Here is a 14,571-nt window from a genome sequence, read left to right as displayed (position 1 = left end):
ATTTATAAGTGCCCCAAAGACGCCAATTACGATATGGAAGAAGCGCAGGGTGACCATACGCTTACTTCCGTATTGTACGGCAATAAAGAGATGCCTTTTATCCGCTTTGATGCTGCCGAACAGATCTATAATGAAGAAGCAGGACAAAGTGAAGAAGCGCTGGAAAACCTGAAGGCATTCTGGCATGAAGCACGACCACTTATCTACAACGATTTTGTACCCGAAGCGGGAGATGTCATTTTTGTTAACAACCACCTCTGCGCGCACGGCCGCAACGCTTTTCATGCAGGCTACCGTAATGAGAACGGACAGTTGGTGAAATGCGAGCGCCGTATGATGCTGCGTATGATGAGCAAAACAAGCCTCATCGGGATACAGTCCGTTGCACATCCGGCAAACCCTTATATGGTAATGGAAGAGCACTACGGCAAAGTTTATAACACCGATAAATCATTCCTAAGCGTATGACATCTGTTACAGCAAGCGCGGCACTTGTAAAAGCTACGGCAGCGCCGGCGTCGTTTACATTTCGCCCATTAGAGATAGATAAAGACATTCCTGTTATCCATAACTGGGTGAACAGGGAATATGCCCGGTACTGGCAGATGCAGGACACAACACTGGAAGAGGTCAGAGCTGCTTATGTGAGTATCATGCAGGGAAAGGATGCCAAAGTATATATGGGTTTCCATCATAATGAACCTGCATTCCTGCTGGAGTGTTACTGGGTGATGAATGACCCGTTGGGAGCCTATTATGATGTTCATTCCGGCGACTATGGCTTTCATATTCTCGTAGCGCCGCCAGATAATCGGATACCCAATTTTACCTGGAATATCTTCACTACCATTATTGATTTCATACTATCCGATCCTGCTGTACAACGACTGGTAGTGGAGCCGGATGTGAGGAATGAAAAGATACACATACTGAATAAAAGGGCCGGTTTCGAATACCAGAAAATTATCGACTTGCCGCATAAGCAGGCCTACCTGGCTTTTTGTACGCGCGAGCAATATACTGCCGCCAAAGCTGTAGATAAAACTGCTTTTATCTACAGCCGGAATATTCCCGGCCTGGGAGAATTTGCTTTCCGGCCACTGGCAATATCGGGCGATATCGCACTGATACATGACTGGGTGAACCGTCCTTATGCACAATACTGGCAAATGCAGCACACTACTGTGGAGCAGGTGAGAACTGCTTATGCTGCCATTATACAGGCGGGGCATTCTCATGCCTATATGGGATTTTATAATGGTCAGCCGGCATTCCTGTGGGAAAGCTATTGGGCGGCGAAAGATCCTATCGGGAAGTATTACGACGTACAGCAGGGAGACTACGGTTTGCACCTGCTGGTGGCCCCGGTAGAACGCAGTATTCACCGGTTTACTTATCATATTCTCCGGACGATTATCGATTACATACTTACAGATCCAGACGTCAGGAGGTTGATCGTGGAGCCGGATATACGCAACGAAAAGATGCATGTGCTCACCAGGCGCGTAGGATTTGAATATCAGCAGCAGGTACAGCTGCCGCAGAAAACCGCTTACCTGGCTTTCTGCAGCCGGGAGCAATACCTGGCACACGATAATAATCTTATTAACACACCCTCATTCAAATAAAACAGTTATGTTAATTGATCCGGTCATTTCTGAAAACAATAATACTGCAACAGTTACCCGCTACAAGGATATTTTTCACGAGGGAGCTGCTACTGAGTATAATGAAGCAATGGATGCAGCGCGTCAGCTTGTGAATTCCTTTCTGAACAATAACCGTACACCTTTCAGTGGCGTAACTCCGGACCAGCTCCGGGGCTTGTTCAGTCAGGTGGATTTTGATACGCCATTGCAGGATTATCGAAGCCTTTTCAGAGAGGTGGAAACATTATATGTCAATCATGCGACGGCTTTTCATCTGCCACATTATATAGCGCATCTGAACTGCCCAGTTGTGATTCCGGCGCTGGCTGCAGAAGTATTGATTGCTGCGATCAATTCCTCACAGGATACCTGGGATCAGAGCGCAGGCGGTACCCTGATGGAACAGCAGCTTATCAACTGGACCTGCAATGAAATAGGATTCCCGGAGGAGGCAGATGGCGTGTTTACCGCCGGAGGCTCTCAAAGTAATCTGATGGGGCTTTTGCTGGCAAGGGATCATTATGCAAAGACGGTATTACATCATAGCATCCGTAAGCATGGCCTGCCTGCCGAAGCATCCCGCTTCCGGATCTTCGTTTCTGAGATGACCCATTTCAGCATTCAGAATACAGTGTCATTGATGGGGCTTGGGGAATCTGCCCTGGTGAAAGTTAAGGCCGACCGTGGTTTCCGTATGGACCCGGTTGCGCTTGAACAAGCTATCCGTCAGGAGATAAAGGACGGAAACCTGCCTATCGCCGTTGTGGCTACAGCCGGTACCACCGATTTCGGGAATATAGATCCACTCGATGTCATAGCAGTACTGGCAAAGAAATATAAAATATGGCTACATGTGGATGCCGCCTATGGCTGCGGCCTGCTGCTGACAGACAAATACCGGCATCTGCTTGATGGCATTGAATCCGCCAACTCTGTAACGACGGATTATCATAAGGCTTTCTTTCAGCCTATCAGCAGTAGTGCTTTCCTGGTAAGGGATCGTCAGTACCTGGAGCTGATCACTCACCATGCAGATTACCTGAACCCACAGGAAAACGATTTTGAAGGACTGAACCAGATTAATAAAACGATCACGCAGAGCACCCGCCGGTTTGATGCCTTAAAGCTATGGTGTACCCTGCGCCTGATGGGTAAACAGCAACTTGGGGAGTATACCGATACCATCATCGAAACGACCGGAGCTGCGGCAGCATTGCTGGACAGCGATCCTGATTTTGAGCTGCTGACACATTCCGATATCAGCGCGCTGGTGTTCCGCTATGCGCCAAAAGGAGTACAGGGAACGCTTTTGCTCGATAAACTAAATCAGTACATAAAGAAAGAAATGTTCCAGGAAGGGAAAGCGATTGTAGCCGGGACCCGGATACATGACGCTTTTTATCTCAAGTTCACTTTACTGAATCCGTTGACAACCGTTGATGATATACGTGACATCATCAGTATTATCAAACGCCACGGTGCTGCCTGCGTACAACAGCACCGCTTTCATGCCGGTAACTGATAGAGACATCAACGCAAGTGAATAAAATTTTGTACTTAAAACATCTGTCAATGAAACCTTCTGTAAACGTAACCCCTGAACAATCTGTTGCTCACCTGCATCCTGACGTATGGAGCCATGTGAACAGACTGCATATCCGTAAGATCATCTGTGAGTTTGCGCACGAGTTAATCATACATCCTGAGCTGCAACATAGTGATGCGGAATGGGGACACTATATACTTCGCGCTGATCAGCCTGGTGTTGTGTACCGCTTCCGGGCGCAGTTACTGCACCTGGATCATTGGCATATTGATACAGCCTCCATTGTAAAACACATCAATGATGTTGCTGCACCGCTGGAGTCGTTGAACTTTATCATTGAATTCCGTGAAACAATGGGATTGAGTGAGCAGGTAATACCGGTTTACCTCGAAGAGATCAATAGCACGCTCTGTGGCAGCGCCTATATGCACACTTATAATAAGCTCACCGCCAGGGAGCTTGCTACGAGCGATTACCAGGTGATAGAACAGGCTATGATGGCTGGTCATCCCTGCTTTATTGCGAATAACGGGCGCATTGGCTTTGATGCGGGAGATTACAGGCAGTATGCTCCTGAAGCGGCAGACCCGTTTGCCCTGTTATGGATCGCAGCGCATCGTTCCCGCAGCAATTACGCCGGCATTACGGACCTGGACTACAATACACTTATCACCGATGAGCTGGACGCCAGCACGCTGGCTCAATTCAACGAAATACTGACTGGTAAGGGATTGAATTCCGATGATTATTTTTTCATACCCATACATCCCTGGCAATGGTTCAATAAGCTGGCCAGCCTGTTTGCGACCGATATTGCAGCGCACCAGTTAGTGTACCTTGGCTATGGGGAAGACAGGTATATACCGCAGCAATCTATCCGTACTTTCTATAACATCACTTCCCCGCATCGCCGTTATACCAAAACGTCGCTGTCTATCCTCAATATGGGCTTCATGAGAGGGTTGCATGCCAGCTTTGCGGTGACAGCGCCTCCTATCAGTGAATGGGTAAATGGTGTGGTGGAGGCTGATGATTACCTGAGAGAGAAAGGATTTGTATTGCTACAGGAAGTAGCGGCAGTCGGTTATACCAATCCTCATTATGCGGCGATCATCAAAGACGATAACTCCTCTTATAATGGCATGTTATCGGCTTTGTGGAGGGAGAGCCCGGTGAAGCGAATGAAACCGGGACAACGCATCATGACGATGGCGGCGTTGTTACATGTTGACAGCTACGGTAATGCCCTGCTGCCTGAATTAATAAAGGCTTCCGGCCTCACCACCAGCGAGTGGCTGACGAAGTACCTGGACGCTTACTTAAGTCCTCTGCTACATTGCTACTATTATCACGACATGCGCTTCATGCCACATGGAGAGAATCTTATATTAATACTGAATGAGCGTCACATCCCGGTGGGAGCTATTATGAAAGATATTGGCGAGGAGATCGCTGTATTGAATGATGAAATCCCCATGCCGGATAATGTGAAACAGATATACATGAAGGTAGCTCCTGAGCTGCGCATATTATCCATTTTCACGCAGGCTTTTGATTGCTTCTTCCGTTTTCTGTCGCATATCCTGGTGGAGCATGCGGCTTTCCCGGAAGAGCAGTTCTGGCAGCTGGTGGCGGCGCGTATTACGGCTTACCAGGAGCGGTATCCCGGATTACAGGATAAATTTGAGCGCATAGACCTTTTTGCACCTGAAATAGTGAAGACCTGTTTGAACCGCTTGCAGATCCGCAACAACCGCAAGATGGTGGATCACATGTATAACCCATTCAAAAGCCAGCAGTTTGCGGGTACGCTGAAAAATCCGATGACTGTTTACAAACCGCAACCAGTACCAGCCGAGCCGGTGGCGTAATAGCCCGGTTTCCTGTATTTGTCATCCTACAAACAAAGAAGCAAATGGAAACAATCCAGTATATAATGCAATCGCAAGGCATCAGTCATGTTCATCCGGAAACATGGCAGAAGATAACCCGGTTGTTCATCAAAAAGATCATTGCAGAATGTGCCCATGAAGGGATACTGCAACCAACGCTTGAGGCAGTGAAAGATGGTTGGGGCATTTACGTACTGAGCGCTGCGGAGAATGTGACCTATCGTTTCTCTGCCAAGGTGTTAAGTCTCAACCACTGGATCGTAGATCCTGCATCAATAGAAAAGTATAATGCTACCGGCGCTGCTGCATTGGAAGCTGTGAGTTTCATAACAGATCTCAATGACCAGATCGGTATTGCACCGGCGGCATTACCGGAATACATGGAAGAAGTGGCCGGCACGCTTTATGGCAGCGCTTATATTCATACGCATCATGCAGAGCCGGCATCCTATCTGGCGACTGCTGGCTACCAGGAAATTGAACGAGCCATGACAGGTCACCCGCGGTTTATTACCAATAACGGCCGTGTAGGATTTGACATGACGGATTATCAGCAATATGCACCTGAGGCGGCAGCGCCACTTTCATTGGTATGGCTGGCCGGGCATAAAAGCCGCGCTGAGTTTGCAGCTATTGAAGGATTGACATGGCAGCAACTGATAGAGCAGGAGCTTAGTGCCGCAGACAGGGAGGCGTTCCGTAATGTACTCACCACCAAAAATCTTGATCCCGATGAATACTACTTTATGCCCGTGCATCCCTGGCAGTGGTACAACAAACTATTGAATATACTTGCTCCTGATATTGCGGGCAACCGCATAGTTTGCCTGGGATACAGCGAAGATAAATATCTGCCGCAGCAGTCTATCCGTACATTCTTCAACGATAGTCACCCGCATAAGTGTTATGTGAAAACAGCACTGGCGATACTGAATATGGGATATGTACGCATCTTGTCGCCCTACTTCATGCGCACTACTCCCGCGATTAATGAATGGGTGTATAATGTTGTTGAACGGGATGCTTACCTGAAAGGAACAGGGTTCTGCATACTGAGAGAACTCGCGGCAGTGGGTTATATCAACCAGTATTATGAAGCAGCCCTGCAGACGGATAGCCCCTATAAGAAAATGCTGGCAGCGCTCTGGAGGGAAAGCCCGGTATCCCGACTGAAGCCGGGGCAACGGATTATGACGATGGCGGCATTGCTTCACATTGATACTACCGGAAAGGCATTACTCCCTGAACTAATCCGTGTTGCAGCTATCCCTGCAGATAAATGGATACAGCAATATCTGCACGGCTACCTGAAGCCGCTGCTGCATTGCTTCTACAAATACGATATGGTGTTTATGCCGCATGGCGAGAATATTGTTCTCGTATTGGAAAACCATGTGCCGGCATATGCTATCATGAAGGATATAGGAGAAGAAGTGACATTGATGGATACAACTGTGGAACTGCCGGAAAATGCGAAACGTATCCAGGTGGATGTGCCTGCAGCCTTTCGCACCAAACCGCTGTTCACGCAGCTCTTCGATGGTATTTTCCGTTTCATTGCGGCTATTCTTTCTGAGGAGGAAGTACTTACCCAGCAACAGTTCTGGCAACTGGTGGGCGCATGCATACGTGAATATGAGCAGCAGCACCCGGAACTGTCCGACAAGTTTACACAATACAGCCTCTTTACCGATGTGATATCCCCTGATGCATTAAATAAGATGCAGATACTGAACAACCGGAAACTGCGCGATCGCGCAAACCCGTTCGATGTGCCTTCGATCGGGGAAGTGAGAAATCCGCTGGCAGCGTATCTGGCATAAAACAGCTGCACATGCGAACAACTTTTAAGATCATACTGATAGTATGGATACAGTGCGTCGTTATAAGCGACGCACTTTCGCAGTCTGTATCAGGCAACGGAAAACTGTTGCCATACCCTGATAACAGAAAAGGGAATGTGACCGGCAATTACTTTGGGACAATGGTGGCTGATCCTTACCGCTGGATGGAAAACGATACATCCGCATATCTGCAGCAGTGGATAACGGCGCAGAACAATCTTACCAATGATTACCTGGATGCTATTCCGTATCGCAATGAGATGCGTAAATATTTGTCGGACACCTGGAACTATGCAAAAGAAACGCAACCCATAAGAATCGGGAAGTCTTATTTTTTTACGCGCAACGATGGCGTGCAAAACCAGGCGGTATGGTATATCAGGCAGGGACCGGATGGAAAGGAAGAGCCACTGATGGACCCGAATAAATTGTCGGCAGATGGCACTACGGCAGCCACCATGCTTGCGGCTTCCCGGAATGGGCGATATCTGGCTTATGCAGTAGCCGGGGCAGGTTCAGACTGGAATACCATTCGCATCATGAACCTGGATACCCGTCAGCCACTTGAAGATGAATTACACTGGGTGAAATTTCCACGTGCTGCCTGGAAGGGGAACGGCTTCTACTACAGCCGTTATCCGGCTGTTGAAAAAGGGAAAGCGTTATCCGGAGCAAATGCCCTTAACCAGGTATACTATCATCGCATTGGGGACAAACAGGAGCAGGACAGTCTTGTGTTTGAAGATCATACCAACCCGAAGTTGAGTGTAGCGGCACACGTTACAGCAGACGAACGTTTTCTTATACTTTCTGTACTACCTGGATCTTTCCTGGGGTTCAAACTGACGACATCTACAGGTAATGCGCTGTTCTGTCAGGACCTATCGGTTCCCGGCAGCAAGATCAAGCCGTTGGTGAAAGGGTATGATCATCATAATATTATCGTGGATAATACCGACGATAAACTGTTGTTGCAGACAGATCTCAATGCACCCAACGACAGGGTGGTGCTTATAGACCCTGCGAATCCGGAACCGCATAACTGGCGTCCGTTCATTGCCGAACAAGAGGAATCGCTGGAGAACATTGATACCGGTGGCGATTACTTGTGGGCTTTTTACCTGAAGGATGCCAGCACGATGGTGAAACAATATGATTATACCGGCTGTCTGGTGAGGACAGTAGCGCTGCCGGCACTGGGATCTGCAAGCAATTTCAGCGCCGGGTGCGGTGATAAAGAACTGTTCTATCTCTTTACCAACTTCACTACACCTATTACTGTTTACCGGTTGAATATTGCAAGTGGAAAATCTGAAGTATACAGGCGGCCTGCATTCAAAACCACCGCTACTAATTATGTAACCAGGCAGGTATTTGTAACCTCGAAAGACGGCACCCGCGTACCGATGTTCATTGTTCATAAAGCAGGTATAAAGCTGGATGGTAATAACCCTGTGTTTATGCAAGGTCATGGCGGATTTAAGCGCAACCTCATTCCGTTTTTCAGTGTAGCAAGAATGATGTTCCTGGAAAGAGGAGGTGTCTATGCACAACCTAACCTGCGCGGCGGGAATGAATATGGGGAGGCCTGGCACAGGGGAGGAATGAGAGAGAACAAACAACATGTTTTTGATGATTTTATTGCATCGACGCAATACCTCATCAGTGAGGGCTACACAACTCCCCGAAGGATTGCCGTTACAGGTGTGTCAACGGGCGCTATAATGGTGGCTGCCTGCGCTAACCAGCGGCCGGACCTCTTCAAAGTAATAGTGCCGGTAGCAGGAGCAATGGATATGCTGCGTTACCATCAATTTACTATAGGGGCCACCTGGGCGGAAGAATACGGCATCAGCGACTACAAAGAGCAGTTTGAATGGCTGATAAAATATTCCCCGCTGCATAATGTGAAGCCTGGCATTCATTATCCTGCAACAATTATACTTACGGGTGATCACGATGATACCGTGGTGCCTGCGCATTCATTCAAGTTTGCAGCCACTCTGCAGGAAAAGCAGGCTGGCGATAACCCGGTACTGATAAGGATAGACAGGAACTCAGGGCATGGGCCTGGCAAACCAACCACTAAAATGATAGAAGAAGCGGCTGACGTGTGGAGCTTCGTGTTCCGGCAGCTAAATCTGGAATGGTCGAGATAGGCTTTCATCCGGGAATGTATCTATGTCATGTCATAACTAAAATAAATCAAACGAAACAGTGCTATCTACCTTTCCAAAATATAATATGTTGAAGATGAAAAAATGTTTATTGATTATCGTTTACATTATTTGCTGTTGTGTTGGAGCTTTTGCCCAGCAAAGGGGTTATTCCATTTCCGGCAACATTGTGGACCAGGAAGGTGCACCTGTAAAAGGCGCCAGCATCAGGATAGAGAACACCAACCACGGAGCGCATTCAGATGACAATGGGAACTATATCATTAAAGGATTGAAAAAAGGAAGTTACCCGCTGTTTATTTCGGTGATCGGGTATAAGCCTGTTAGTACGCAGGTTACACTGACAGACAACTCAGTAGATGCATTACGGTTCGTATTAGAACCGGATATTAATTCCCTGGAGGAAATACAGATTACTGACAAGCAGGGAATCGTCAATGGCCATGTATCTTCCGGGTTGCGGCTGGATGAGCCATTAGTAAAGATACCGCAGAACATACAGGTGGTAAGCGCCGCGCTTATCAACAGGCAGATGGTATTTAATATTGATGACGGCCTGGAACGGAACGTCAGTGGAGTACGTTTTCTGAAACATCATGCAACATATGCCAGTGTATATATGAGGGGTTTCGACAGCCGTGCCGGGAGCGCGCGTAACGGTATGAATGTAGCTGGATATCTCGCTCCGTTGAAAGAGGATATGTCGTTTGTGGACCGTGTCGAATTTGTGAAAGGGCCTGCCGGATTTATGCTGGGCAATACATCTCCCGGCGGATTTTATAATGTGGTTACCAAAAAGCCTACCGGCTCCGGGCAGAAAAGAATTGCTTTTACTACGGGCAGTTACGATCTGTATCGTGGTGAAATTGATATTGATGAGACCCTGTCGAAAGACGGCAGATGGCAGTACAGGCTGAACCTCATGGGAAAGAAAGTAAACTCTTTTGTTGATTATGACAGTAACGACGGTTATGTGATTGCTCCATCCCTTGCCTACCAGGTGAGCAACAATACAAGAGTGACGGTTGAATATACCTACCAGTACAGTACACTGGGCACCAATTTATCCAACTATATCTTTTCGAACAAGGCATTTAAAGAATTTCCACGGAACACTTCTTACTCTGATCCGCGGAAGGACCCGGTAAAGATTCATGATCATTCTGCATTTGTAGAGCTGGAACATAAACTATCGTCCGATTGGAAGGTTACGGCCAAGCTGGCCTATCTAAGCTTTAGTATGAGAGGAGAACACCTGGGGCTCGACTACCGTAAAGCGCCCTATAACAATATAGATTCGGCGGGTAATGCCATGCGCCGTTTCTCTCTGCTCGACCTGGATAATGTGACGGCTCTCGGACAGCTGTACTTTAATGGCAGCTTCCGTACAGGCGTTGTACAACATCGCGTGCTGACCGGTCTGGATGTGAAAAGTAACCAGTACTGGGCAGACTGGTCCAATATTGATGATCCCAAAACGATTACGCCTTTCAATATCTACAAGCCAGAGCAGAATGCAGCTAACCTGAAAGCGGAAAACTTCCCGAAAGTGGATCGTTCTGTGAGCCTTAAAAACAGGGCAGGCGCCAATACACAGCTCAACTCTTCCCTGGCGGTCTATCTTGCTGACGAGATCGGCTTTTTTGACGATAAGCTGCGGCTCACATTGGGCGGACGTTATACCAGCACCCGCAGAAGAGAGTATAATGGTAAGACCACTAATAATGATGTGTTCACTCCGAGAGTGGGCCTGAGCTATTCTTTCCTGAAAGATGCCAGCATATATGCAGTATATGATCAGACATTTGAAGAAAACTATGCGCCGCCATTACAGAACGGCGATCCTGCAAAGCCCTCCCGTGGCGTGAATATGGAGATCGGAGCCAAGGCGGATTGGTTCGGCGGGCGTTTCAATACCACGCTGTCTGTATTCAACATTGTTAAGAATAACATCACTACACAATCGCCGGCAGGCGTAACGCCACGCTACGCCATACAGATCGGGGAAGTGCGTTCCCGCGGTGTGGAGCTGGATGTGAAGGGAGAGTTGCTGCCCTCTTTTGACATGGTGCTGAACTACGCATTCAATGATGCCCGCGTTACTAAAGATGCGACCCCGAAGAATATCGGCGATTATATGCCGGGTTCTGTAAAGCACACTTTTAACAGCTGGTTTACCTACCGTGCGCCTAAAGGAAAGATAAGAGGGCTGGGTATTTCAGCCGGTCATCAGTTGCAGGCTGACAGGGTTGGTTATTATCTGGGCGGTGCGAACTTTCTGCCCGATAGCTACTTCAGCCTGGATGGCGGCTTGTCTTACGTGAAGAACAACTATGGTATTTCATTGCTGGTATATAACCTGACAGATAATTACAACTATACAACGGGATTCTTTCCAGGCGCCTGGGGGTATACCCATCTGGGATGGCAAGCCGCTCCAGGACGTAATTTCAGACTGCAGATAGAATATAAATTTTAACAGTATAAATTGAAAAAATGGACACAAAACCAGTATATAAGATTATAGGCATTGGGATTGGCCCCTTTAACCTGGGCCTCGCAGCCTTATTGCAACCGGTAAGTGATGTTACAGCCCTGTTCTTTGATCAAACAGATGAATTCAATTGGCACGCCGGACTGATGCTCCAGAACACTACTCTGCAAGATCCTTTCATGGGAACCGACCTGGTGACTATGGCCGACCCCACCAGTAAGTATAGCTTCCTGAACTTTCTCAAACAAACCGGCCGTTTGTACCGGTTCTTTATCCGGCATGACTTCTACATGCTCCGTCGCGAATACAACGCTTATTGTCAGTGGGTGGTGAAGCAGCTTGATAATTGCCGCTTCTCTCATAAGGTGACCACATTAACATACCAGGATGGAGTATATGTGGTAACGGTATTGAATAAACGAACCGGAGAGACCTCCGTACACTATGCTGAAAAACTGGTGCTTGGCACGGGTACACAGCCCTTCCTGCCCGCTTTTGCAGACAGGAAAGCAGTGCCCGGCATCATTCATTCTTCGGAGTACCTGGCACACAAAGAACATATACTGAGAAAAGGAGAGCTCACGATTGTGGGCTCCGGACAAAGCGCTGCGGAAATATTCTATGACCTCCTACCGGAGGCTCAGAGCGGCTTCCGGTTGAACTGGTTTACCCGCTCGGACAGATTCTTCCCAATGGAGCACTCCAAGCTGACGCTGGAGATCAGCTCTCCTAACTACATCAATTATTTTTACGGCCTCGCACCGGAGCAGAAGCGCAAAATACTTAGTGCACAAGCCTCGCTGTCTAAAGGAATAAACTACAGTCTTGTGGACCAGATCTACGATGCTTTGTATGAAATGACGGTGGGTGGGGAACGTGTAGATGTGCATCTGCGCGCGAACTGTGAGCTTAGAAGCATAGTGCCTTCAGACAAAGAGGGGAGATACACGTTGCAATTTACCCAGGTGCAGCAGCAGGAAGCCTTTGCTCATGAGGCCGGGCCGCTGTTGCTGGCTACCGGCTACCGGTACAATGAGCCTGCATGCCTGGAGGGTATAGCGGAAAGGATTAACCGCAACGCCGATGGCTCTTTCAATACGGGCAGGAATTATACGATAGATGCCAATCACAACGAGATATTCATTCAGAATGCAGAAACCTATACCCATGGGTTCACTGCGCCGGACCTGAGTCTGGGTGCATACAGAAACTCCTGGATTATCAACAACATTACAGGACGGGAGGTGTACCGGCTGGAGGAAGAAGTTGCTTTCCAACATTTTGGTAACACCATAACCGAAACACCTGCTGTATCACTGAGCTATTGATATGATCATGACTGGTCTATCTGTTACAATTAAATCGATAAAAAGAAACAAGAGACACTATGAACTCATTGCTTGTCAGGACCCGCTCTGTCTTTAACCTGTGCAGGATCGCTATGCTGGGTACAGAGAAGAATTTTACTTCCAGTAGTGTTACGCGTGCAGCGTTCCTGTTATCATTACCCGCGATGGTAGAACTGCTGATTGAGTCTATGTTCGTGGTGGTAGATCTGCTGTATGTGAGCCGGCTGGGGGATAGTGCGATTACAATAGCAGGGATTATTGGTACTATAATACTGGTGATCTATTCCATTCCTGTAGGGCTGAATATTGCTGCCAGCTCGTTGATTGCACGGAGAATAGGAGAGGGGAAACCCAAAATGGCGGGGCTTACCGCTGTGCAGTCTATATACCTGGGGGTATTTGCTGCCATATGCTTTAGTACCCTGGCGATTTTGTTCAACAGGCAACTGTTTTATATGGTTGGTGCTTCTGAGCAGCATGCAGCGGAGGGAGACCTGTATTCAAAGATAAGGTTCGGGTGCATTATTTTCCTGATGTTGCGGGTGTTGATGAATGGTATCTTCCGTGGGTCGGGGGATGCGGCTATGGCTATGCGTGCTTTCCTACTGGCTTTTGTGATGAATGCACTGGCGGGTGGAATCTTCATCTTCGGATTTGGTCCCATTCCTGCGTTGGGCCTTACAGGCGCTGCTATTGGCAATGGCATCGGCAACCTTTCTGCAGTGATCTATCAGTTTTCTTATCTCCGGTATAGACAGCACAATAACCTGGTAATAGGCCGGCAGCAGCTGATGATTATGCCTGCCATCATGAAACGGATTTTGCGGCTGGGATCGGCGGGTACGTTACAATATCTGATCCCGGCTTCCAGCTGGCTGCTGATGATCAGGATCGTTTCGCAGCTGGGAGAGGCAACATTGACCGGCTACATTATTGCAGACCGTATCATTATCTGTGCAACATTGCCTGCATGGGGTATTGCCAATGCTGCGGGGGTGCTTACGGGGCAGAATCTGGGTGCACGCCGGCCGGAAAGGGCGGAGCAATCTGTCTGGAAAACCGGCTTGTTCAATATGTGTTTCCTGGGATGTGTCTCTCTTGTAATGATTTTATTCACGCACGAGATCGTTGGTTGGTTTACTACTGAGGCGGCAGTGGCGGAGCAGGCTATTCTCTATCTGCGTTGTATGACGATTGCCTTCTTTTTCTTTGGTTATACTATGGTAATATCACGTGCACTTAATGCTGCCGGGCTGGTGCGTACGGTAACGCTGTTGTATGTATTGATGTTTTACATCGTTCAGCTGCCATTGGCCTGGTGGCTGGGTGTAGGCATGGGATGGGGATCAAGGGGGGTATTTAGTGCAATACTGTTTTCCGAACTGGTGCTGGTGACTGGTTGTGTCATTATCTTCAGAGCAGGAAAGTGGAAGCATATACGGATCTGAAAAATAAATTTAACTGTTATCTGTTATGACATTTTCCGACGTGTTGCTATTAATCATTAAGACAATCCTGGCGCTTCTGCTGGTGCTGATACCGTTGTCGGTGTTTCTGGCAGGGCTGTGGTGTATGATGCACTACCTGTGAGTGTAATTATCTGTCAAATCGAAAAATATT

The 14,571-nt window shown here is 47.9% G+C and carries 8 protein-coding genes and 1 pseudogene; all 9 read left to right on the top strand.

Going from position 1 to position 14,571, the window contains the following annotated elements:
• A pseudogene (locus VM802_RS14745) lies at positions 1-468 on the top strand (taurine catabolism dioxygenase TauD); the annotation flags it as partial.
• Positions 465-1,628 carry a GNAT family N-acetyltransferase gene (locus VM802_RS14740; RefSeq protein ID WP_325531757.1) on the top strand — a complete coding sequence of 388 codons (1,164 nt, stop codon included), beginning with the start codon at positions 465-467 and terminating at the stop codon, positions 1,626-1,628. The pseudogene VM802_RS14745 and the gene VM802_RS14740, both read left to right, overlap by 4 nt.
• Positions 1,629-1,635: 7 nt before the next feature.
• Entirely contained in the window at positions 1,636-3,171 is a 1,536-nt protein-coding gene (locus tag VM802_RS14735; protein WP_325531755.1) for a pyridoxal phosphate-dependent decarboxylase family protein, read from the top strand.
• Positions 3,172-3,221: 50 nt separating this feature from the next.
• Entirely contained in the window at positions 3,222-5,066 is a 1,845-nt protein-coding gene (locus VM802_RS14730) for an IucA/IucC family protein (RefSeq protein ID WP_325531753.1), read from the top strand.
• Between the two features lie 44 nt (positions 5,067-5,110).
• Positions 5,111-6,910 (top strand): IucA/IucC family protein, encoded by a 1,800-nt coding sequence (locus tag VM802_RS14725; protein ID WP_325531751.1) that lies wholly within the window; start codon positions 5,111-5,113, stop codon positions 6,908-6,910.
• A gap of 11 nt (positions 6,911-6,921) precedes the next feature.
• Positions 6,922-9,090, top strand: a complete 2,169-nt coding sequence (locus tag VM802_RS14720) for a prolyl oligopeptidase family serine peptidase (RefSeq protein WP_325531749.1) — start codon at positions 6,922-6,924, stop codon at positions 9,088-9,090.
• 94 nt (positions 9,091-9,184) lie between these two features.
• Positions 9,185-11,587, top strand: a complete 2,403-nt coding sequence (locus VM802_RS14715) for a TonB-dependent siderophore receptor (RefSeq protein WP_325531747.1) — start codon at positions 9,185-9,187, stop codon at positions 11,585-11,587.
• Positions 11,588-11,604: 17 nt separating this feature from the next.
• A complete protein-coding gene (locus VM802_RS14710) occupies positions 11,605-12,930 on the top strand; it encodes a lysine N(6)-hydroxylase/L-ornithine N(5)-oxygenase family protein (protein WP_325531745.1) in 1,326 nt (441 codons plus the stop codon).
• A gap of 59 nt (positions 12,931-12,989) precedes the next feature.
• Positions 12,990-14,399: an MATE family efflux transporter gene (locus tag VM802_RS14705; protein WP_325531743.1), complete on the top strand. Its 1,410-nt coding sequence runs from the start codon at positions 12,990-12,992 to the stop codon at positions 14,397-14,399.
• Positions 14,400-14,571: the final 172 nt, after the last annotated feature.

The organism is Chitinophaga sp. (assembly GCF_035538455.1).
GTDB lineage: Bacteria > Bacteroidota > Bacteroidia > Chitinophagales > Chitinophagaceae > Chitinophaga.
The sequence above is the reverse complement of the archived record's forward strand: the minus strand, read 5'-3'. Positions and strand labels throughout refer to the sequence as shown.